Below are 22087 nucleotides of genomic sequence, written 5' to 3' on the forward strand. Positions count from 1 at the left end.
GGAAGGGGTTGAGCAGCCGAACAGGGGCGCGGGCGGCGCCGCTGTTCGGCCTCCCGGCCGCCGGGGTCGTCGCTCTGCTGCTCTACCTGCCGTTCCTGTGGACGACGTACGTCAGCTTCACCTCGTACGACGGTCTGGCGTCGCCGGTGTGGGCCGGGCTGGCCAACTACCAGGCGATGTTCAGCGACCCCGATCTGATCGGTGCACTGGTCAATACGCTGCTGTGGGTCGTCGGGATGGTGACTCTGCCGGTGGTACTCGGGCTACTGGTCGCCGTACTGACTTATGGGCATCGGTGGGGGAGTTGGCTGCGGCTGCCGTTTCTGTTGCCCTATGCGATCTCTGGTGTGGCCGTTGGGGTCATCTGGGGCTTTGTGCTGCAGCCGGATGGCGCACTGGGTCAGGCGCTCGGGTTCTTTGGGCTGCCTGGTGCGCATACCGGGTGGCTGCAGTCCGGGCCCGGGAACACGCTCATGATGATCGTGGCGGTCACGTGGCAGGCAGCGGGAGTGAATGCGCTGCTGTTCGTGGTGGGGCTGCAGTCCATCCCTGGTGAGCCGTTGGAGGCTGCGCGGTTGGACGGTGCGGATGGGTTCCGGCTGTTCCGGCATCAGTTGTGGCCGCAGCTGCGTCCGATCACCACTGTGGTGGTTGGGCTGTCGATCGTGGGCAGTCTGAAGACTTTTGATGTGGTGTGGGTGATGACGCAGGGCGGACCCGGTACGTCGTCCGAGACGCTGGCGTTGTCGATGTACAAGGAAACGTTCGTTCTGAACGACTACGGGCAAGGTGCGGCGATCGCGTTGTTCCTCAGCCTGGTGACGTTCGCCGCGTCGATCCTCTACCTGCGCTACCAGTTGGGGGACGCCCGTGAGCAGGCTTAGAACCGGACTCCTCGTCGTACTCGGGCTGCTGTGGCTCGCGCCGATCTACCTGCTGGTGGTGAACGCGGCCAAGCCGGTCGACGGGTACGACGCCGACTCGGTATGGCGGCCTGCCGGCTTCGCGTTGTTCGCGAACTTCGGGGACGCGTGGTCGAAGGCGGCTCTCGGGGACACGCTGGTGGCTACGACGCTGTATAGCGTGGTGGCGCCGGTGCTGGCGGTGGTGATCGGTGCGGCGGCTGGATACGCGATCGTCGTACTGCGGCTGCGGCGTGGGTTCTTGTGGTTCGTGTTCATCTTCGGTGGGACGATCTTTCCGTTGCAGATGGTGCTGATGCCGCTGTTCTCCGGGTATGCGTCGTCGGGTCTGTACGACACGCGGGTCGGGATGATCATCGTGTACACGGCGATCAGCGTGCCGTTCTCGGCGTTCGTGATGCGGAACTTCTTCACCGGGATCGCGCGGAGCGTCTTCGAGGCTGCTGTCGTTGACGGTGGTGGGTTGTTCCGGATCTTTCGGAGCATCTACCTGCCGATGGCCGGGTCCGCGCTGGCCGCGATCTTCATTTTGCAGGCGACGTTTGTCTGGAACGACCTGTTGCTGGGGTTGACGCTGAGCCAGTCCGAGTCGGTGCGGCCGATCATGCCGGCGCTGACCGGGCTGCAGTCGACGTACGGCGGTGCTGCGTTGCCGACTGTCCTGGCCGGCGGGCTGCTGGTGTCGCTGCCCACGGTCGTGCTGTTCCTGGCCGCCCAACGTTTCTTCTCGCGCGGACTGGCCCTCGGCCAGTTCTGAAAGGACCTCAATGTCTCGCACCGTTGTCGTCACCGGTGGTGCCGCCGGAATAGGCCGAGCCGCCGTAGAACGCTTCCTCGCTGCCGGGGACTCTGTCGTTGCTCTCGACCGTGATGCTGCCGCGCTGGCGACTCTCCCTTCTTCTGTGCGCGGGATGGTCGTTGATGTGGCTGATCGTGCTGCCTTAGCAGGAGCTGCAGAACAGGTCGGTGGGGTGGATGTGCTTGTGTGCGCAGCCGGGGTGCAGCGGTACGGGACGGTGGTTGATACGCCGGAGGATGTGTATGACGAGGTGATGGGGGTGAATGTCGGCGGGGTGTTCTTTGCTTGTCGGGCGTTTGTGCCTTTGGTGCCTCGGGGCGGGAGTGTGGTGGTGGTTGCTTCCGTGCAGGCTTATGGGGCGCAGCGGGGGGTGGCGGCTTACTCGATGGGGAAGGGGGCGTTGCTGAGTTTGGTGCGGGCTATGGCGGTTGACCATGCGGCGGAGGGGATTCGGGTTAATGCTGTTTGTCCGGGGTCGGTGGATACGCCGATGTTGCGGAGTTCGGCGGAGTTGTTCGGGGCTTCGGTGGAGGAGTGGGGGCGGTCGCATCCTTTGGGGCGGGTGGCTGAGGCGAGTGAGGTGGCTGAGGTCATTCACTTTCTGAGTTCGCCGGCGGCTTCGTTTGTGACGGGGGCTGATGTGAAGGTTGATGGCGGGCTTACTGCGCAGATTCCTGTGGTGTTGCCGTGAAGATCGTCGATATCCGGGCCACCACGGTGACTGTGCCGTTGGAGGCGCCACTGAGACACAGCAACGGGGCGCACTGGGGGCGGTTCGTTCGGACGGTGGTTGAGGTTGAGGCTGACAACGGGCTGATTGGGCTGGGCGAGCTGGGTGGTGGCGGACAGAGTGCTGAGGACGCCATTGCTGGGCTGAAGCCGTATCTGGTTGGGCATGACCCCGCGCGGACGGAGGCGCTGCGGTGGATGATCGCCAACCCGACTGCGAGTCTCTACAACAACCGCACGCAGTTGCTGGCGGCTATTGAGTTCGCCTGTCTCGACTTGCAGGGGCGGGCGCTCGGCGTTCCGGTGCATGAGCTGCTGGGCGGCAAGGTGCGCGACCGGGTGCCGTTCGCGAGCTATCTGTTCTTCCGGCATCCGAATGAGGACGGTACGGGCGAGATCCGGACTGCTGACCAACTGGTGGCGCATGCGCGGGAGCTGGTTGATCAGCACGGGTTCAGCGTGCACAAGCTCAAGGGCGGTGTCTTTCCGCCGGACTACGAGCGGGACTGCTTCCGGGCGCTGGCTGAAGCGTTCCCGGGGCACCGCGTGCGGTTCGATCCGAACGGCGCGTTCGGGGTCGAAGAGGCGATCCGATTCGCGCACGGGATCGAGGACCTCGACAACGACTATCTCGAGGACCCCACCTGGGGGCTGAACGGGATGCGCCGGGTCCGCGAGAACACGCGAATTCCCCTTGCTACCAACACGGTTGTGGTGAACTTCGAACAACTCGCCGCCAACGTCCGAGACCCGGCGGTCGACGTGATTCTGCTGGACACCACCTTCTGGGGTGGAATCCGCGCGTGTGTGAAGGCGGCCGGGGTCTGCGAGACCTTCCAGCTCGGCGTGGCCGTCCACTCCTCCGGCGAACTCGGCATCCAGCTGGCGACGATGCTGCAGCTGGGCGCCGTCGTACCGAACCTGTCGTTCGCCGCGGACGCGCACTACCACCACCTGCGCGACGACATCATTGCCGGCGGCAAGCTTCCGTACGCCGACGGCGCGATCGCGGTCCCGGACGGACCAGGGCTTGGCGTCGAGCTCGACCGCGACAAGCTGGCCGAGTACGCCGAGCTGTACCGCGAGCTCGGCAACTACCCCTACGACCGCGACCCGGCACGCCCGGACTGGTACCCCCTGCTCCCGAACACCGATTGGGCCGACCCCTCATGACCATCCCGCGCAGCCGCGACTTGGCCAGCGACGTCCTCACCCACACGTACGACGACATGTTCAACCCGCCCGGGCTGACGAACTTCCTCGGTACCGCACAGGTCGACCTGGACGTGTTCGCGATCCGCAGTGTGAACTTCCCGCCGTACTCGCACGGCGACTGCATCACCGGCCAGCTGTACGTCGACGGTCGGCTGGTCCGCTCGTACGGCGGCACGGTCGAAGTGGTGTGGCGCCCCGACCACGTGGTGCGGTCCACCACCGTCGACGGGCTCACCCTGCGCACGACCACCGCCTGTGCACCCGGCCGCCCGGCAGTCGTCGTACAGCTGGAGGTCACCGGCGCCCCAGGGCGTGAGGTCGAGCTGGGACTCACCCTGGCCAGTACGGCGACCGGTGCGGCCGGAGGCTGGTCGAACTACATGCCCCCGTCGGAGCCGAACACCCTGCACGAGGTGGACGGCAGACTACTCGGTGTCGGGGAGTCCGGAACCGCAGTGAGTCTGCAGGGCCTCGACATACCGGCCGTGGTCGACAGAAGCATGCTGAAGACCACCATCACTCTGGACGCCGACGGCACAGCCCGCCTGGGCTACGTGCACGTGCTGGCGAAGGACCTGACCGAGGCGGAGGACCACTTCGAGGTCTGCGTCTCCGACATCCCCGCGGTGATCGCGGTGGCGGAGGGCGTGTGGGACGTGGCGTTGTCTGACGCCTTCGACCCGGACAGCGACGGCTTCAGCGGATCGCTTCCCGTCCTCGAGACCACCAATGAAGCGCTGCAGAAGCTGTACTGGTGGGGCGTGCTGGGCGTGATCTGGTTCCGCCGCGACAACCCGGCCAGTGTGCTCGGACGCGCCTACGACACCCTGATGCCGCGGCACTGGGCGACGACCACGTTCATCTGGGACTACAGCCTCTCGTCGCTCACGCACGCACTCCTCGACCCGGTACCGATGCGGCGACACATCGAGCACTGGATCGACCTGGACATCCATAAGCACTTCGGCACCGAGTGGCTGACCGGTGGACCCGTCGGACAGTGGTACTCGGTCAACGACTTCGCCATGACTCGCCTGGTCCGCGACTACGTCCGATTCACCGGCGACAACAGCTTGCTCAGCCCTGCAGTCACCGATCACGTGGTCGAGTGGGCGACCGCGTGGCGCGGTCTGCGTGGGAAGCACGCCCTGGCCGACTATGGCGGTATCGACAACCTGCTGGAGTGCGTGAGCAGCTACGTGCACGAGGTGGCCAGCTTCAACGCAGCCAACGTCTGGTGCATGCGGGTGGCGGCCGAGATCACTGGCAACCACGACCTGCTGAAGCAGGCCGACGAGCTAGCCGGCCACGTCAAGGAGCTGTACGTCGAGGGCGCCGGCCACTGGACCGCACGTCAGCCCGACGGTGAGCTGGTCCCGGTCCGGCACTGCTACGACTTCAACATCATCGGTACGACGATCGCCGACGACCTCTCCGAGTCGCAGCAAGCGGAGATGGTGGCGTTCTTCCAGCGCGAGCTCCAGACACCCACGTGGATGCGCGCACTCTCGCCGTACGACGCGGATGCGTCCTTCAGCCTGCGCCCGGATCACCAGTGGAACGGCGCCTACCCGGCCTGGCCGGCTGATGCGGCTCGCGCACTGATCGCCTTCGGCCGCACCGACGTCGTACTGGACTGGCTGCCCGGTCTGGCGCGGTCAGCGAACCAGGGCCCTTGTGGACAAGCGCACTTCGTCGAGGAGGGTGCACCGCTGATGGCAGGCGGTGCCCGGAAGGCTCCGCCGCAGGACCCGTACCTGATCGACTGGGCCTGCTCCTCGTCCGGCGCCTGGGTCTCACTCGTCCTGGAAGGCCTCTTCGGTGTCGAGGTCGATCTGGACGGCACAGTCACCGCAAACCCGCGAGTCGCCGCACTGGACCCCTCAGCACGACTCCGCGGTCTCAAAGTCGGCAGTACGACGTACGACGTCAGTGCCGACGGACTGCAGCAGGTCTAGGCCGGCGGGGTGGCGATTGCTTCGAGGAGGGACTCCTCGGCGCCGGCCAGGTGACGGCGGAGCTCCTCGACGCACTCGTCCAGCTCGCCACGCTCCAGCAGCCGGATCAGCTTGCGGTGCGAGGCGACCTGCTGGCGGGCGTCCTGACGCAGGGCGTCCACCCGGGCCAGGGCGAGCCGGGCCTCGCCGGTGATCGAGTCCTGGGTGGCGATCAGTCGCTCACTGCCGGTCAGGGCGACCAGACTGCGGTGGATGGCCAGGTGGGTCTCGGTCATCGCCTCCGGGTCAGCGCCGTCCTGGGCGGTCGCAGCGAAGGTCCGCATCGCCTTCCGGACCTCCTCCCGGGCGTCCTCGTCGGCGTCGAACCAGGCCCGGATCCCGGCCGACTCCAGCACGAACCGGGCGTTGCAGATGTCGGCCACCGCGGCCGGGTGCAGGATCGCGACGCTGACACCCTTGTTCGGCTCGCGGATCGCCAGCCCTTCGGTGACCAGCATCGTCATCGCCTCGCGGACGGTACTGCGGGCGACGCCGAGCGCCTCGGCCAGTGGCTGCTCACGGAGCGGCGTACCGGGTTCGAGGTCGCCGGCGAACAGTGCGGAGCGCAGCGCGTCGACCACCCGGTCCACGGTGGTCGAGCGGTCCACCCGCAGCTGTTCGTACATAGAAAGATTCTCTTCCAATTGGCCGTCGTTGTCGCGTGCGGCACGGTACCCGGGCCGACCTGTGGATAACTCACGACACAATGACCTCGATCTGCGAGAAGATCTGCTGAGCAGTTGCCGCCCCGACGCGCCGAGGAGAGCAGGATGGACAACAAGGGTCCGCTGATCCTCGGTGGCGTGCTGACGGTCTTCTTCCTGCCGCTCATCATCGCCATCGCGCTGATCATCGGCAGTCTGATGAGCCTGCCGGACGCCGAGGCCTCCGGCTGCGGTGGACCGAGCGGCGGCGAGGTGAAGCCGTTCTCGTGGCCGACCGACGAGAAGGAGATCGACGAGGAGTGGTCCGACGACCACAAGGGCGTCGACTTCGATGTCGACGAGAAGAGCCCGGTTTACGCGGTCGACTCCGGCGAGGTCATCAAGAACGCCGACAACGAGATCTGGATCCGGCACGAGAAGGCCGTCGAGTTCCACTACAAGTTCTTCCACGACATGCCGGTCAAGGTCGGCGACAAGGTCGCCCGCGGCCAGCAGATCGGCACCTCCGGCTCGGGTGACGAGGAGGAGGGCGCGAGTGGCGAGCACCTGCACTTCGAGCTCTGGGTCGACGAGAAGGGTGACGGCAAGCTCGTCAACACCGACCCGAAGGAGGAGTCGTTCGGCGACACCCCGCCGCCCGCCGGCGGTGGCGGCTGCGGCTGTGGTTCCGGCCCGCTGATCGGCACCGACAACCAGCAGAAGGCCTTCAACTTCCTGGTCAGCAACGGGTACTCCAAGGAGCAGGCCGCCGGTGCGGTCGGCAACATGGTCGTCGAGTCCTACGGCGTCCGGCCGCTCCAGTTGCAGGACACCAAAGAGGGCGCCGAGACGACCGCGCAGCAGGCCGAGGGCAGTTCGGCCGGCTGGGGCATCGTCCAATGGACGCCGGCCAGCAAGATCATCAGCGCCTCGCGCCGCGACGGCGTCCCGTACGAGACGATCGGCACCCTCGAGCACCAGCTCAACTTCCTGCTGAAGCAGCTGCAGACCAACGAGAAACCCGCCAGCGACCAGCTGAAGAGGACCACCACGCCGGAGGATGCGGCGTACGCGTTCGGGCACTACTACGAGCGGTTCGCCGGTCACGAGGGGGACCCGAACAGCCAGAACTACCGCGAGCGCAAGACCGCGGCCCGCCTGGTCTTCACCACCTTCTCCGGCGCCAGCCCCGGCGCGAATCCGGGCGCCACGCCGGCCACCGCCTGCGCCCAGGGCAGCGGCGACATCGCGGCCGTCGCCAAGAACCTCGCCTGGCCGAACCAGCGCCCGGAGTACAACCACCAGGGGTCGAACGCCGCGGATGCCAAGGTCGCCAAGCCGGAGTTCGTCCAGGCGATGAAGGACTTCAACGATCCGAACGGTGACCGTGCCTACACCGACTGTGGCCGGTTCGTCGCGACCGTCATGCACATGAGCGGGGCCGACAAGAGCTTCCCCAAGGTGTCGACCGGCGACCAGAACACCTACATGAGGTCGTCGGGCAAGTACGACTTCTGGCACGGCGAGCCGCCCGGCGGGATGAAGCCGGGCGACATCCTGAACGGCCCGGGCCACACGTACCTCTACACCGGACCGTGGGGTGAGGAGGGCAAGGGGTACAACTCGGCCTCCGGATCGCTCGGCGACCACGTTCCGTACGCCACTTACCTCTACAAGGTGGGCACGCAGTTCACCGTGTTCCGGTTAAAGGTCGCCCCGGCCGGTCCGGACAAGAAGTCCTGAGGAGGGACGCCAGATGGAGAGCGAAGGCCAGCACCGGATGCTGATCGGCGGTGTCGTGCTCGTGGTCGTCGTCGTGGTGCTCGGCAGCTTCCTGATCTTCCGGGACAAGGGCGCCACGATGCAGGTCACCGCGATCCCGAACGACCTGACCCTGACCCTCGACGGTCGGCAGGTCGACGCGTCGGGCGAGATCAAGGTCAGCTCCGGCCGGCACACGCTGGTCGGCGAGCGCCGCGGCTTCCAGCCGTACTCCACCACCTTCACCGCCGAGAGCGGCGACGAGATGAAGCTCAAGATGTACCTGTACGCCAACAGCGCCGAGGGCCGGGACTGGACGCGGAAGAACCCCGAGGCCGAGCGGGAGCTGGAGGCCGAGGCGGGCCGGAACTTCGACGAGGGGCAGCGGCGGATCGTGGCCCGCTACCCGATCATCCAGCAGCTGCCGCACCTCGGCCGCGGGTACAAGGTCGACTACACGACGTCGAAGAGCGACCCGCAGAACCCGGAGGCGCTGTCGATCCGGATCGCGACGTACACCGCGGACGGGAAGGACAACGCGCTCTACTGGATCACGTCGAACGGCTGGAATCCGGACGCGCTCGACATCATCTACACCACGATCAAATAGCGGTCAGAGCGGCAGGTGGAGCTCGCCGCCCGGGGTGCTGATCGCGGTCAGCGGGAAGTCGAGTGGGTTCGTCATGCAGCGGGCCGAGCCGCCGCCCTTGTGGAACTCGCTCAGGTCGACCAGTACGACGCGCAGGCCCAGACCGGTGAGGATCTCGTGCAGCCGCGGTGAGCAGGCCGGCATGATGATCGTCTCGTTCACGACCAGCGAGTTACCGCTGAAGGCGAAGGCCTCCTCGTCGGTCAGCACGATCGGGTCCGGGACGATCCCGGCCAGTTCGGCCTGGCTCGCGGCGTCGAAGGCCGGCGGGTAGATCATCGCGTGCGTGCTGTCGACCGGGCAGAACGGCAGGTCGAGGTGGTACATCCCCTCGTGCGCGATCCGCAGCCCGCGGACCCGGATGTCCCACTCGGTGGCCAGGTGCTTGAGCGCCTCGGCCTCGGTGCGCGGGCCGTAGCCGACGACCAGGCTGTCACCGAAGACGAACGCGTCGCCCGACTCGAAGTGCGGCCCGACACCCTCGGTGCCGGTCCGGCCGAGGTCGAAGCCGTGGCCGACGAACCAGTCGGCGGCGGTCAGGGACTCCTTGCGCCGGGGCTCGAAGCGCATGTGCGAGAGCATCGCCCGGCCGTCCGCGGCCGCCAGCCCGAGGTTCATCGCGTAGACCATGTCGGGGGAGTCCGGCCGCTGGGCCAGCACCTCGACCTCGCCGCCGGCGTCGACGATCGCCTGCCGCAACGCGTCCCACTGCTTCAGCGCGAGCTCGGCGTCGGGCTGGTCCTGCGTCGACATGTACGGGTTGATCACGTAGTCGATCCGGAAGTGGTCCGGGCGGACCATCAAGTAGCGACGACCCCACTCCAGCGACTGACCCATGACCCCTCCAGAAATGACTGATTGTCCGACAATCAGTCATTGTGCAGCCCGGTTCCTCTGCGCGCAACACAGCTCGGCAGGGCGCTCGTCACACCGCCCGGCAGGGTCTGGCCGGAGCGGGGTGTCAGGACTAACCTGCGGCTATGACTCCTGACAAAGGGCTCCCCCCGGGCGTTCGCTTCCGCGGTTGCCTGGACGACGTCGCGGCTTACAAGCCCGGTCGTCCGCCCGCGACCTCAGACGGCAGGCCGTCGTACAAGCTGTCGAGCAACGAGAACCCTTATCCGCCGTTGCCAGGCGTGCTGGCGGCCGCGACCGACGCTGCCCAGCACATGAACCGCTACCCGGACATGGGCGCGGTCGACCTGCTGGAGGCGCTGTCGGAGCGGCTCGAGGTGCCTACCGACGACATCGCGGTCGCGACTGGGTCGGTGGCGCTGCTTTACCACCTGCTCCAGGCCGCGGTCACCCATGGCGACGAGGTCGTCTACGCATGGCGATCGTTCGAGGCGTACCCGATCGCGGTCCAGCTGACCGGTGCGACGTCCGTCCAGGTCCCGCTGACCGAGGACCACCGGCACGACTTCAAAGCCATGGAAGCGGCGATCACCGACCGGACAAAGGTCGTCCTGGTCTGTACGCCGAACAATCCGACCGGCCCCGTGGTTCACCGCGACGAACTGCTCGCCTTTGTCGAGGCAGTCCCGTCCAACGTGCTGATCGTGCTCGACGAGGCGTACCGCGAGTTCGTCCGCGACCCGGAGGTCGTCGACGGGGTCGAGGTCTACCGCGACCACCCGAACGTCGTCGTACTGCGGACGTTCTCGAAGGCCTACGGCCTGGCCGGCTTCCGGGTCGGGTACGCGGTCGGCCACCCGCCGGTGGTCGGCGCGATCCGCAAGTGCGCGCTGCCGTTCGGGGTCAGCTTCGTCGCGCAGGCTGCGGCGATCGCTTCGTTGCAGGCCGAGGACGAGCTGCTCGCCCGCGTCGAGGACCTGGTGACCGAGCGGACCCGGGTCGTCGAAACACTGCAGGCGTCGGGCTGGCGGGTGCCGGACACCCAGACGAACTTCGTCTGGCTGGACCTGGGCGAGGCCACCGTGGAGTTCACCGCCGCGGTACAGGCCGTGGGAGTGTCGATCCGCCCGTTCCCCGGAGATGGCGTGCGCGTCAGCATCGGTGAGCGCGAGGCGAACGATCTGTTCCTCGAGGTCGCCTGCGCCTGGAAAAGCCCATAAAAAATCCGGCCCGCGCTGGGACGAGGGCCGGAATGAGTGCGGCGCCGGGAGGAGTGAGGCTTTCTCCCGGCGCCGCCGGTAGTGCATCCGAATCAGTCACCCCACCGAGGTGGCTCTTTCGGGTCCTGCATCACTGACCAGGGAGAAGGTCAGTTGTTCTGCGACGTGGCCTGCTCGCAGGTCTTCAGCGAGTCGATGGCGTTGTCGTCGTTGTCCAGACCCAGGACACCGGCGATCGTGTTGATCGGCACAGCCGCGCCGATGCCCGATCCGGCGATGTCGTTGTGGCAGGCCTGGAACGGGCCGACGCGGTTGTCGCTCACCGAGACCAGGTCGTCGTTGCCGACGCGGTACCACTTGCTGTTGTCCTGCTTGGTGCCCTGCTCGCAGGTCTTGACGGCGGTGACCGAGTTGCGGTCGTTGCCCAGGCCCACGATGCCGATGACATCCTGAACGCTCACGGCGCCGCCGATGCCGGTGCCGGACGCCTGGTTGTGGCACGCCTGGAACGGGCCGACGCGGTTGCCGTCGACGCCAACCAGGCCGCCGCCCTTGGTGATCCAGTACCACTGCTTGCCGCCACCGTGGCCGTAGCCCTTCGAGGCGACCGACGCCGCGTCGGCCAGACCGCCGACCTCAGCCTTCTTCTGGGTGTCGTCGAGAACGTTGGCGCTCACGACGGTGGCCAGGCCGAGGGTGGCGACAGTCGCCACAGCCGCGGCAGCGGCGATCTTACGAGTTACCTGCATTGTGCCAGGTTTCCTTTCGGGTTTGACGGGATCGTCTTAGTGGTAACGACACCTGGCAAGGCCGGTTACAAACTTTTTTGTCAGCTATTCGAGTCATAATCCAGCTGTAATGAGATGCCTGACGCGGCATACAAACTGCCGGAAAGTTGTGTCGGGGTGGGCCGTAACCGGTCGATGGGTCCGTCGTTGAGTCAGCGCGGGTGACGGAAAAGTCCGGTGATTCGGAAGATTGTCGTCGATGGGCTCGGTGGCCGTCGAATAGGCGATACCACGATGAATCCGGAAATCGTCGGAACTATTGCCGGGGTTTCGCGCCGTGTTTTTTCGGGGCAGGGCGCGCCGCCTGGCAACTCATGCCCGCTGCCGCGCGCATCGGCAGCGGTGGGAGACCCGGGTCCCCTAGGGGCCCGGGTTTTTCCGTTCCGCCGACACCACCAGGGCGACCCCGGAGATGATCACCGCGCCGCCGGCGACGATCTGCCAGGTCAGTGGCTCGCTCAGGATCAACCACCCGAGCAGTACGGCGACCGCCGGGTTCACGTAGGCGTAAGTACTGATCAGCGAGATCGGCGCGTTCGCCAGTAGATAGGAATAGGCCGAGTAGGCCAGCAGTGATCCGAACAGGATCAGGTAGCCGAGCGCGATCCAGCCGCTGCCGTGGATCCGGTCGAGGTGCAACCGCCCGGGCTCGCCGCGGATCACGCCGAGCAGGACCATCGCCGTACCGCCGAAGAGCATCTCGTAGAGAGCAGTCACGAGCGGGTCGCGCGGCAGGCCGAGGCGCGGTGAGAAGCGGGAGCCGGTCGCCCAGGAGATCGTGCCGAAGATGATCAGTGCGATCGAGAACGGCTTCGCGCTGGTGTCGCCGCCGGACAGTGCCAGTACGGCGACGCCGCCGAACCCGATCAGGACGCCGAGCCAGGTCAGGGCGCGTGGGCGTTCGCCGCCGCCGACCCGCAGGGCCATCAGCCACAGCGGGGTCGCGGCCACCAGGAGAGCGGCCAGCCCGGACGGCACCGTCTGCTCCGCGACCGCGACCGCACCGTTGCCGAAGGCAAGTAGCAGCAGACCGACCGTGGCGGCGCCGAGCGCCTCGCGGCGGGTGATCCGCAGCCGCTGCCAGCCGGACTTCAGGGCCAGTACGGCGGCCAGCAGGGCGCCGGCGACCAGGAATCGGCTCGCCATCCCGAGCATCGGCGGGATCTCGGCCTCCACGACGACCCGGATGGCCAGGTAGGTGGAGCCCCAGACGACGTACACGACCGCGAGCGCGGACCAGATCATCGCGGCGGACGCGGTCCGGCCGGTACCGACGACCGGTGCAGCCTGGGCGGGAGCGGCCATCCGAGCCTCCTGAGTTCGCCACCCCGAGGCAGCCGGCGGCCGTCAGGAGTGTCTTTGCATGATGATGCTTACGCTATGGCCTCCCGGGGTGGGGTGCAAGGGTTTTCCTGCCAGGGGCAAATGATGGGGTGGCGCATGTCACATCGCTGGAGTTCCCGCTCGGCGGCGGGCGGTGGAGGCGAAAAACCTGACCAGTGGGTGGACTGGTGTCTCGTGTCGAGACCGATTTCGGTACCGCCGTACCCGCGAGCGTCCAGACTGTTAGCGGATCAGGCAACTGCTCGGTACGGTGTGCCGCAAGTGGTGTGCATCAACCCCTGGATCCATGTGGTCCTGCCTGCGAAGCCTCATCCGGCACAACGGCCGGGCCCGTGCAACGTTGCGGTCGCGGCGATCCCGCGCTCGAACCCGAGGAGTGCATGTGAGTGAGTCGGTGCCGGGGACTCCCCCGGAAGTGTTCGCACCCGTCGAGGTGCCGGTCAGCCCATCCCAGCCTCCCGAAGAGGTCGAGTTCGTCCAGCTCCTGACGCCCGAAGGTGAGCGCGTCGAGAACCCGGACTACTCCTTCGACCTCGGCGACGACGTCATCAAGGGTTTCTACCGGGACATGACCCTGGTCCGCCGGATCGACTCCGAGGCGACCGCCCTGCAGCGTCAGGGTGAGCTCGGCCTGTGGGCGTCGCTGCTCGGCCAGGAGGCCGCGCAGATCGGCTCCGGCCGCGCGCTGAACAAGAAGGACATGGTCTTCCCGACCTACCGCGAGCACGGCGTGGCGTTCTGCCAGGGCGTCAACCCGCTGAACCTGCTCGGCCTGTTCCGCGGTGTCGACCAGGGCGCCTGGGACCCGAAGGACAACAACTTCGCGCTGTACACGATCGTCATCGGCGCCCAGACGCTGCACGCGACCGGGTACGCGATGGGTCAGCAGCGCGACCACGCGGTTGGCGACGCTGACAACGGCGAGGCGACGATCGCGTACTTCGGCGACGGCGCCAGTAGCCAGGGTGACGTGAACGAGGCCTTCATCTACGCCTCGGTCTTCAACGCCCCGGTCGTCTTCTTCTGCCAGAACAACCAGTGGGCGATCTCGGAGCCGATCGACCGGCAGACCCGGATCCCGCTGTACCAGCGCGCGGCCGGCTTCGGTTTCCCCGGTATCCGCGTCGACGGCAACGACGTTCTTGCGACGTACGCCGTCACTCAGCAAGCGCTGAAGCGCGCCCGCGAGGGCAGTGGCCCGACACTGATCGAGGCCTACACGTACCGGATGGGTGCGCACACCACCTCCGACGACCCGACGAAGTACCGGCTCTCCGAGGATCTCGAGCACTGGAAGCTGAAGGATCCGATCGAGCGGGTGCACGCGTATCTGACCCGGCATGCCGGGGTCGACAGCGACTTCTTCGACGAGGTCGAGGCCGAGGCGGACAAGGTCGCGGCCGAACTGCGGGCCGGCTGCCTCGCGCTGCCGGACCCGACGATGACCGACTTCTTCCAGCACGTGTACGTCGAGGAGACGCCGCAGCTCGCGGAGCAGCGCGACCAGTACGCCGCCTACGCGGCATCGTTCGAAGGCGAGGGCTGAGCGATGGCGAAGATCACTCTCGGCAAGGCCATCAACGCCGGGCTGCGGGCCTCGATGGAGGCCGACCCCAAGGTCGTCGTGATGGGTGAGGACATCGGCAAACTCGGCGGGGTCTTCCGAATTACCGAAGGTCTCCAGAAGGACTTCGGCGAGGACCGGGTGATCGACACCCCGCTGGCCGAGTCCGGCATCATCGGGACCGCCGTCGGGCTCGCCCTGCGCGGGTACCGTCCGGTCTGCGAGATCCAGTTCGACGGGTTCGTCTTCCCGGCGTACGACCAGATCATCAACCAGGTCGCGAAGATGCACTACCGGTCGATGGGCAAGATCAAGATGCCCGTCGTGATCCGGATCCCGTACGGCGGTGGCATCGGCGCGGTCGAGCACCACTCGGAGTCGCCGGAGACGCTGTTCGCGCACGTCAACGGGCTCAAGGTGGTGACCTGCGGCGACCCGGTCGACGCGTACTGGATGATCCAGCAGGCGATCGCCTCCGACGACCCGGTCGTCTTCTTCGAGCCGAAGCGGCGCTACCACGAGAAGGCCGAGCTGGACGAGTCCGTCCCGCCGGCATTGCCGCTGCACAAGGCGAAGGTGGCGCGCGAGGGTACCGACGCCACGCTCTTCTGCTACGGCCCGATGGTGAAGACCTGCCTGCAGGCCGCCGAGGCCGCGGCCGAGGACGGGCGGAACCTGGAGGTCGTGGACCTGCGTTCGATCTCGCCGTTCGACCTGGAGACCATCTTCGCCTCGGTGAAGAAGACCCGGCGCGCGGTCGTGGTGCACGAGGCCACGCTGTCCTTCGGGCCTGGTTCCGAGATCGCCGCGCGGGTGACCGAGGAGTGCTTCTACCACCTGGAGGCGCCGGTCCTGCGCGTCACCGGCTACGACACCCCCTACCCGCCGTCGCGGATGGAGGAGGAGTACCTGCCCGACCTGGACCGGGTCCTGGACGGTATCGACCGGGTGATGGAGTACTGATGGCCATCCAACGCTTCAACCTCCCCGACGTCGGCGAAGGCCTCGTCGAGGCCGAGATCGTCAGCTGGAAGGTCAAGGTCGGCGACACGGTCAAACTCAACGACACCATCGTCGAAATCGAAACCGCCAAGTCCCTGGTCGAGCTTCCCGTCCCGTTCGCCGGCACCGTCCACGAACTCCTGGTCCCCGAAGGCGAAACGGTAGACGTCGGTACGCCGATCATCGCCGTACTGACCGATGCCCCCGAGCCGGCCGCCGTACCCGACGAACCCGCCGACGGCGGCCGCACCGCCGTGCTGGTCGGCTACGGCCCCCGAACCACCGAAGCCAAACGCCGCCCCCGCAAGGGTCCTGGTGGTGCTGCGGCTCCTGCCGCTCCCGCAGTACCAGCTACACCTCAGCCGGTCGCGCAGGCCCAGCCTCCGTCCGCCCCAGCCCAGGTTGCGGGGCTTGGTGCGGCCGTCTCCTCCTCGACATCACCGGTTGCCGTGGGCAACGGGGTGGGGGCGCATGTCCTGGCCAAGCCGCCGGTGCGGAAGTTGGCTAAGGACTTGGGGATCGACCTTGGCGCGGTGACGGCTACCGGACCAGGCGGAATCGTCACCCGCACCGACGTGGAGAACCACGTGGCTGCTCCGGCTGCACCGGCGTACGAGGCTGCTCCTGTGGTTAGTGGGCGTGGGGACACTCGGGTGCCGGTCAAGGGTGTGCAGAAGGTGATGGCGCAGGCGATGGTGGCCAGCGCTTTCAGTGCGCCGCATGTGACCGAGTGGATCACCGTCGACGTCAGCGCCACGATGGAGTTGGTCGAGCGGCTCAAGGGTGACAAGGCGTTCCGCGACCTCCGGGTGTCGCCGTTGCTGATCGTGGCGAAGGCGGTCACCTTGGCTGCGCGGCGGACGCCGATCATCAACGCGGCCTGGGATGAGCAGGCTCAGGAGATCGTCTACAAGGGTGCGGTCAACCTCGGCATCGCCGCGGCCACCCCGCGTGGACTGATCGTCCCGAACATCAAGAACGCCGACACCCTCACCCTGCCGGAGCTCTGCGCGGCCCTGGGCGAGCTCGTCGCCACGGCCCGCGAGGGCAAGACCTCACCGGCTGACCAGGCCGGCGGTTCGTTCACGATCACCAACGTCGGCGTCTTCGGCGTCGACGCGGGGACCCCGATCATCAACCCCGGCGAAGCCGCGATCCTCGCCTTCGGTGCGGTCCGCAAGATGCCCTGGGTCGTCAACGACGAGATCGTCCCCCGCTGGATCACCACCCTGGCGCTGTCCTTCGACCACCGCCTCATCGACGGCGAAAAGGGTTCCACCTTCCTCGCCGACGTAGCCAGCATCCTCGAAGACCCCGCCCGAGCCCTGATGTTCTAAAGGACACCGCCTTCGGCGCGGCCGCCTCCCGCGGTCGCGCCGAACTGCTTTCGACGGACAGCAGTAGACCATTCGAGCCTGGCGGAATGTGTTGGTTTGTGGGGCTTCATGTCTTGTCGGGGAGGTGACGTCGCGTGTAGCTTCCCTCGCAGTGAGTGCCGCCCCACCCACGGATGGAGTCCGCCATGCGCCGACGTCTGCTCGCTTCCGTTCTGAGCTTGGTCTTGTGTGCTGTCGTCGTGCCGGCGACCGCGCAGGCCGCGCCGCAGGCGAAGCCGGATCTTGCGCCTACCCCGCCGATGGGGTGGAACAGCTGGAACACATTCGGCTGTGACATCAACGAGGCGCTGATCCGCGATACCGCTGATGCGATGGTGTCGTCGGGGATGGCGGCGGCTGGGTACAAGTACGTGAATATCGACGACTGCTGGATGGCGCCGCAGCGTGATGGGAGCGGTCGGCTGCAGGCTGATCCGACGCGTTTCCCGAGCGGGATCAAGGCGATCGCCGACTACGTGCACGCGCGTGGTCTCAAGCTCGGCATCTACTCGTCCGCCGGTTCGCACACCTGCCAAGGCCTACCGGCCAGCCTGGGCCACGAGACCGTCGACGCGCAGTCCTGGGCGAGCTGGGGTGTTGACCTGCTCAAGTACGACAACTGCGGGCAGCAGAACGGCATCCCGGCCACGACGCGGTACAAGACCATGGCCGACGCCCTGCAGGCCACCGGGCGCCCGATCCTCTACAGCATCTGCGAATGGGGTCAGAACCAGCCATGGCTCTGGGCCGCCAGCGCGGGCGGTCACATGTGGCGCACCACGGGCGACATCGCCAACAACTGGTCCAGTGTGATGTCGCTGCTCGACCAGCAGGTCGGGCTCGAGCAGTACTCCGGCCCGAACGCCTGGAACGACCCCGACATGCTCGAGGTGGGCAACAGCGGTCTCACGTACGCCGAGAGCCGGGCGCACATGAGCCTCTGGTCGATCATCAACTCACCGCTCATCGCCGGCAACGACCTGCGCTCCATGCCGGCGTCGACGCGCGACCTGCTCACCGATCCCGACGTGGTCGCCGTCAACCAGGACTGGGCAGGCCGACAAGGCGCCAAGCTTCGGGACGACGGTGACATCGAGGTGTGGTCGAAGAAGCTGTCCGACGGCTCAGCCGCGGTCGTCCTGCTCAACCGCTCGCCGAACGCCGCAACGATCAGTACGACGGCATCCGCGCTCGGGCTCCCCGCATCATCGGCGTACACGGTGAAAGAGCTGTGGAGCAACGCCGTACGGGCGTCTGCAGGGACTGTGCGTGCGGCGGTCGGTGCGCATGATGCGGCGATGTTCCGGGTGACCCCGGGGGCCGGGGCCGACGTTGCTCCGATGGTGGTGCCGGAGGCTGTGCCGGTGAAGCCGTACGTCACTTCGGCTGCAGGGCGGGCCGATGTGCAGACGAAGCTGTACAACGACGGGCCGACCGCAGTGACCGGTGCACAGCTGTCCCTGAGCGTTCCGGCCACGTGGGCAGCCACTCCGGAGGGTTCGACCCAGGTGGGCACAGTGGGAGCCGGACAGACCGGCTCAGTGACCTGGCACCTGACGACAAACCAGTCCGCCCTTGGACCGGTCGCCCTGACCACAAGTGCCAGCTGGTCATGGAACGGGACCTCCCAGACTGGTACGGGCGCAGGTCGCTTCACAGTGGCCGATCCGCCACCTCTCGGCCGTACGACGCTGTCCGACCAGCCATGGGCCTTTGCTGACAACGGCTGGGGACCTGTCGAGACCAACACGAGTGTCGGCGAGCAGCCGGCCGGTGACGGCAAGCCGCTGACCATCGCCGGCACGGTCTACCCGAAGGGCCTCGGCACACACTCGCCGGCTCGGGTCGGCTACTTCCTGGACGCGCAGTGCACCCAGCTGACCGTGAAGGCTGGTATCGACGACGAGGTCGGCGACAGGGGCGACGTACGGTTCGAGGTCTGGGGTGACGGCACCCGCCGTGCCCAGGCCGACGCGACCGGAGCAGGCGGCGCAGTGACGCTCAGCGCTGACCTCACCGGCGTACAGGTGCTGGAGTTGCGGGTGGACCCGAAGGACACGCCTGACTTCGACCACGCCGACTGGGTGACGCCGGAGATCAGCTGCCTCGGTGCGCCGCCGCCTGCGGGCAAGTCGCGGTTGGGTGACCGCCCGTGGGTGTCGATGACCAACAGCTGGGGACCGATGGAGCGGAACCGCAGCGTCGGCGAGCAAGCCGCGGGTGACGGTCGCCCGCTCACCGTGGCCGGCGTCGTCTACGGGTCCGGTCTGGGCGGCCACGCCAACAGTTCGGTCACCTTCCACCTCGCCAAGCGCTGTACGACGCTCACGACCGGGATCGGTATCGACGACGAGGTCGGCGACCGCGGCCAGGTGCACTTCGAAGTCTGGGGCGATAGCACCCGCCTCGCGCAGGGCGACGCCGTCGGCACCGGTGGCATCACCCAGCTGACGGCCAACCTCACCGGTGTCACCATGCTCGAGCTCCGGATGGACATTGCGGGCGATCAGAACTACGACCACGCCGACTGGCTGACGCCCGAAATCACCTGCACCTGAGTTGCTGTGTCATGAGGCCGAGGAATCGTATCCTCGGCCTTATGACCTGGTTGCTGGCTTTGCTGGGTGGGGGCGGACTGGCCGTCGCCGGCCGCTACCTGTGGGATCGGCGGGCCGCCCGGCAGGGTGACGCTGCCGAGCTGGAGCAGGTGAAGAAGCTGGCGGACGAGGACGTGACGCTGCTCGGTGAGGAGCTCACGAGGCTGGGCGCGGTGGTGGAGGGCCGGGAGCTCGATGCGGAGACTCGGCTCGACTACCAGCGCGGGCTGGATGCTTATGAGGCTGCGCAGCGTGCGGTGGGTGGGGTCAAGCGGGCTGATGGCATCAGTGCAGTGACCGATGCGTTGGCGACCGGGCGGTACGCCATCGTGTGTGTCCGCGCGCGAGTCGCGGGTGAACCCGTTCCGGAGCGGCGGGTGCCGTGCTTCTTCAATCCACAGCACGGACCGTCCACCACTGATGTGGTGTGGAACCAGCCGAGGCGTGGCACGCGCACAGTGCCGGCGTGTGCGCAGGATGCGGCCCGGCTGAAGGCAGGCGACGAACCCGAGGTCCGGTACGTCGTACTCGGCCAGCGGCGCGTTCCCTATTGGGAGGCCGGCGCGGCGGTCGCGCCGTACGGGCAGGGGTACTTCGCAGCCGGTGCCGGCGCCAGCTACTTCGCGCTGGGTTCGTTCGACACCCAGGTCGATCCCGGCGGCGCCTGGGGTGGGGGGTGGCACGGTGGTGGTCACGACGGTGGCGGATTCGGCGGTGGGTACGACGGTGGCGGTTATGACGGTGGCGGTGGTGGCGACGGTGGCTGAGGCTTCTGACCTGCAGCTGAGAAATCGTTGGCTGAGGGCCGCGGTTGTCGGAGAGACTCGGCGGCGTGGCCGTCGATCTGCAAGCACTGCTGAAGAACTGGGGTCTCGGTACGCCGAGTGAGATCGCGGCACCGTCCAATGGGACGAACAACTGGGTGCGGCTGCTGCGCTTCGGAGCCGACGGCTATGTCCTTCGAGTGCAGCACCATGCCGATCCGAGCAAGGTGGACGCCGAGCATCGCCTGCTGGCTGAGCTCACGCGGTGCGGACTGTCCTTCGACGTACCGGCTCCGATTCCAGCGACGGATGGGACGACTGCGGTCGTGACGCCGGTCGGTCTGGCGACCCTCAGCCGTCAACTGCCCGGTGCGCACCCCGCACGTTCGGAACGCGAGCTGGAGCTGGCAGGACGGGCTGCGGGCGAGCTGTGTGCCGCCCTGGCGGACCTGCCGCTGGAGCTCGCCCCATCGGACTGGCGACGACCACTGGACACGATCCGCCCGGAGCTCACCGAGGTGTACGCAGTACTGCGGCGTGAGCTGCCGGGTACCGCGAGCGAGTGGCTCGCGAAGCGTGCGCCTGAGATCGACCTGGCCATGCAGGAGTTGCGGCAACGCCTCCCGGTTCAGATCGTCCATGGCGACTTCGGCCTCAGCAATCTGCTGATCGCCGACGGCCGTGTGAGCGCCGTACTGGACTTCGAGATCGCGGGACTCGACCTGCGGTTCGCCGACCTGGTGACCGGGTTCGCCCACTCCACTCCTGAGCAGCTGACGGCTTTCCGGCGCGGGTATGCCGCGTTCACCGTCCTGTCGGCGGATGAGGAGGCGGCGCTGCCGACGATGGTTCGGCACCGTGCGATCGGGTCGGCGATCTGGCGGGCCGGAGTCTGGAAGGCCGGCCACGCGACGCTGGACGACATCCGGGTTCGCCTGGAAGCTGCTCACGAACTGGATAGGTCCGGACCAATCACCACACTATGAGAAGGTGGAGTCGTGCTGGTTCTGGTGGTGGTCCTGGCTGCTGCGGTGTTGCATGCGACGTGGAATGCGATGGCGCATGGGGCGGTGGATCGGGTGGCTGGGCTGGCGTTGTTCGAGCTGGCGGCGGGTGTCATCGGGCTGGTGCTCGTGCTGGTGCAGGGGTTGCCGCCGGCTGACACCTGGGGCTACATCGCCGCCTCGGCTGTCCTGCACCTGGCGTACCTGGGTGGGCTGCTGGCGTCGTACGAACTGGGGCAGTTCAGCCAGATGTACCCATTGGCCCGCGGTACGTCGCCTTGGGTCGTTGCAGTGGTGTCAGTCGTGGTGCTGCAGCAGACGCTGGCCCCCGGCGTACTGGTCGGCGTACTGCTGGTGTCGGCCGGGCTGATCGGGCTGGTGTTCATCGGACGGCCCGGTCGGCGGCAAGTGCCCGCTCTAGCCGCGGCAATGGGGACCGGTCTGACCATCGCGGCGTACACAGTGGTGGACGGGCTCGCGGTGCGCCAGATGCCCGTGCTGACCTACATGGGCTGGGTCTTCATGCTGCAGGGTTTCGCCATGCCGCTGCTGGTGATCGCCTGGCGAGGACCGTCTGTACTGCGTCTGCCGCGTGGAGCCGTACTGTCCGCGCTGGGCGGCAGTCTGGTGTCGATGGTGGCCTACGGGCTGGTGCTGTGGGCACAGACCCGGGGCACGCTGGCTGCGGTCGCTGCGTTGCGCGAGACCAGCATCATCTTCGGGGCGGTCATCGGCGCGGTGTTCTTCGGCGAACGGTTCGGACCGCGGCGGGCGATCGCGGCCGCGGTGGTCGTCGCCGGCATCGTGCTGATCAGTCTGGAATGAGAAGCGAGTGGGGGTCCCGGGCGGGAGACCC

The 22087-nt window shown here is 67.3% G+C and carries 19 protein-coding genes; 15 read left to right on the forward strand and 4 right to left on the reverse strand.

What is annotated here, in order from left to right; all coding sequences use genetic code 11:
- Positions 1 to 8 precede the first annotated feature (8 nt).
- From ACFTSF_RS38965 to ACFTSF_RS38985, 5 genes are read left to right on the forward strand one after another with little or no spacing between them, the layout of a single operon-like run.
- Positions 9 to 884: a carbohydrate ABC transporter permease gene (locus tag ACFTSF_RS38965; RefSeq protein WP_380160327.1), complete on the forward strand. Its 876-nt coding sequence runs from the start codon at positions 9 to 11 to the stop codon at positions 882 to 884.
- Positions 871 to 1680, forward strand: coding sequence for a carbohydrate ABC transporter permease (locus ACFTSF_RS38970; RefSeq protein ID WP_380160329.1), 810 nt, complete (start codon positions 871 to 873; stop codon positions 1678 to 1680). The genes ACFTSF_RS38965 and ACFTSF_RS38970 overlap by 14 nt, the downstream gene beginning before the upstream one ends.
- 10 nt (positions 1681 to 1690) lie before the next feature.
- A complete protein-coding gene (locus tag ACFTSF_RS38975; protein WP_380160330.1) occupies positions 1691 to 2413 on the forward strand; it encodes an SDR family NAD(P)-dependent oxidoreductase in 723 nt (240 codons plus the stop codon).
- Entirely contained in the window at positions 2410 to 3624 is a 1215-nt protein-coding gene (locus ACFTSF_RS38980) for an enolase C-terminal domain-like protein (RefSeq protein ID WP_380160332.1), read from the forward strand. The genes ACFTSF_RS38975 and ACFTSF_RS38980 overlap by 4 nt, the downstream gene beginning before the upstream one ends.
- Positions 3621 to 5624, forward strand: a complete 2004-nt coding sequence (locus ACFTSF_RS38985) for a hypothetical protein (protein ID WP_380160334.1) — start codon at positions 3621 to 3623, stop codon at positions 5622 to 5624. Before ACFTSF_RS38980 ends, ACFTSF_RS38985 begins: the two co-directional genes overlap by 4 nt.
- Here ACFTSF_RS38985 and ACFTSF_RS38990 read toward each other — a convergent pair.
- Positions 5621 to 6289, reverse strand: a complete 669-nt coding sequence (locus ACFTSF_RS38990; RefSeq protein WP_344163095.1) for a GntR family transcriptional regulator — start codon at positions 6287 to 6289, stop codon at positions 5621 to 5623. The two genes, ACFTSF_RS38985 and ACFTSF_RS38990, sit on opposite strands and share 4 nt — an antisense overlap.
- Positions 6290 to 6433: 144 nt before the next feature.
- Between ACFTSF_RS38990 and ACFTSF_RS38995 the strand changes: the two genes are divergently transcribed.
- Together ACFTSF_RS38995 and ACFTSF_RS39000 are read left to right on the forward strand one after the other, a co-directional pair.
- On the forward strand, positions 6434 to 8050 hold the full coding sequence (locus tag ACFTSF_RS38995; RefSeq protein WP_380160336.1) for a phage tail tip lysozyme: 1617 nt from the start codon (positions 6434 to 6436) through the stop codon (positions 8048 to 8050).
- Positions 8051 to 8063: 13 nt separating this feature from the next.
- The gene (locus ACFTSF_RS39000; RefSeq protein WP_380160338.1) at positions 8064 to 8678 is read left to right on the forward strand and encodes an S-layer protein; all 615 of its coding nucleotides are present in this window, start codon (positions 8064 to 8066) and stop codon (positions 8676 to 8678) included.
- Between the two features lie 3 nt (positions 8679 to 8681).
- Here ACFTSF_RS39000 and ACFTSF_RS39005 read toward each other — a convergent pair whose 3' ends face one another.
- A complete protein-coding gene (locus tag ACFTSF_RS39005; RefSeq protein WP_344163086.1) occupies positions 8682 to 9554 on the reverse strand; it encodes an arginine deiminase-related protein in 873 nt (290 codons plus the stop codon).
- A 143-nt stretch (positions 9555 to 9697) separates the two neighbouring features.
- On the opposite strand from ACFTSF_RS39005, the gene hisC reads away from it, so the two are divergent.
- Positions 9698 to 10792 carry a histidinol-phosphate transaminase gene (gene hisC / locus ACFTSF_RS39010; RefSeq protein WP_380160340.1) on the forward strand — a complete coding sequence of 365 codons (1095 nt, stop codon included), beginning with the start codon at positions 9698 to 9700 and terminating at the stop codon, positions 10790 to 10792.
- A 149-nt stretch (positions 10793 to 10941) separates the two neighbouring features.
- Here the strand turns inward: hisC and ACFTSF_RS39015 are convergent, their stop codons facing one another.
- Positions 10942 to 11541 carry a hypothetical protein gene (locus tag ACFTSF_RS39015; protein ID WP_380160342.1) on the reverse strand — a complete coding sequence of 200 codons (600 nt, stop codon included), beginning with the start codon at positions 11539 to 11541 and terminating at the stop codon, positions 10942 to 10944.
- A gap of 399 nt (positions 11542 to 11940) precedes the next feature.
- Positions 11941 to 12885 (reverse strand): EamA family transporter, encoded by a 945-nt coding sequence (locus tag ACFTSF_RS39020; protein WP_380160343.1) that lies wholly within the window; start codon positions 12883 to 12885, stop codon positions 11941 to 11943.
- A gap of 421 nt (positions 12886 to 13306) precedes the next feature.
- Here ACFTSF_RS39020 and pdhA point away from each other — a divergent pair, with 421 nt between their 5' ends.
- The 7 genes from pdhA to ACFTSF_RS39055 all read left to right on the forward strand — a co-directional run bounded on the left by pdhA (position 13307) and on the right by ACFTSF_RS39055 (position 22056).
- Positions 13307 to 14470 carry a pyruvate dehydrogenase (acetyl-transferring) E1 component subunit alpha gene (gene pdhA, locus ACFTSF_RS39025; RefSeq protein ID WP_380160345.1) on the forward strand — a complete coding sequence of 388 codons (1164 nt, stop codon included), beginning with the start codon at positions 13307 to 13309 and terminating at the stop codon, positions 14468 to 14470.
- Between the two features lie 3 nt (positions 14471 to 14473).
- Positions 14474 to 15451 (forward strand): alpha-ketoacid dehydrogenase subunit beta, encoded by a 978-nt coding sequence (locus ACFTSF_RS39030; RefSeq protein ID WP_380160346.1) that lies wholly within the window; start codon positions 14474 to 14476, stop codon positions 15449 to 15451.
- Positions 15451 to 16827, forward strand: coding sequence for a dihydrolipoamide acetyltransferase family protein (locus ACFTSF_RS39035; RefSeq protein WP_380160348.1), 1377 nt, complete (start codon positions 15451 to 15453; stop codon positions 16825 to 16827). The genes ACFTSF_RS39030 and ACFTSF_RS39035 overlap by 1 nt, the downstream gene beginning before the upstream one ends.
- Before the next feature lie 185 nt (positions 16828 to 17012).
- The gene (locus tag ACFTSF_RS39040; protein WP_380160350.1) at positions 17013 to 19424 is read left to right on the forward strand and encodes an NPCBM/NEW2 domain-containing protein; all 2412 of its coding nucleotides are present in this window, start codon (positions 17013 to 17015) and stop codon (positions 19422 to 19424) included.
- 41 nt (positions 19425 to 19465) lie between these two features.
- Positions 19466 to 20230 (forward strand): hypothetical protein, encoded by a 765-nt coding sequence (locus ACFTSF_RS39045; RefSeq protein ID WP_344163065.1) that lies wholly within the window; start codon positions 19466 to 19468, stop codon positions 20228 to 20230.
- Positions 20231 to 20295: 65 nt separating this feature from the next.
- Positions 20296 to 21213 carry a phosphotransferase enzyme family protein gene (locus ACFTSF_RS39050; RefSeq protein WP_380160352.1) on the forward strand — a complete coding sequence of 306 codons (918 nt, stop codon included), beginning with the start codon at positions 20296 to 20298 and terminating at the stop codon, positions 21211 to 21213.
- 12 nt (positions 21214 to 21225) lie between these two features.
- Entirely contained in the window at positions 21226 to 22056 is an 831-nt protein-coding gene (locus ACFTSF_RS39055; RefSeq protein ID WP_344163057.1) for an EamA family transporter, read from the forward strand.
- Positions 22057 to 22087: the final 31 nt, after the last annotated feature.

The sequence above is a fragment of the Kribbella sp. NPDC056951 genome, from assembly GCF_042674205.1.
Classification (GTDB): Bacteria; Actinomycetota; Actinomycetes; order Propionibacteriales; family Kribbellaceae; genus Kribbella; species Kribbella yunnanensis.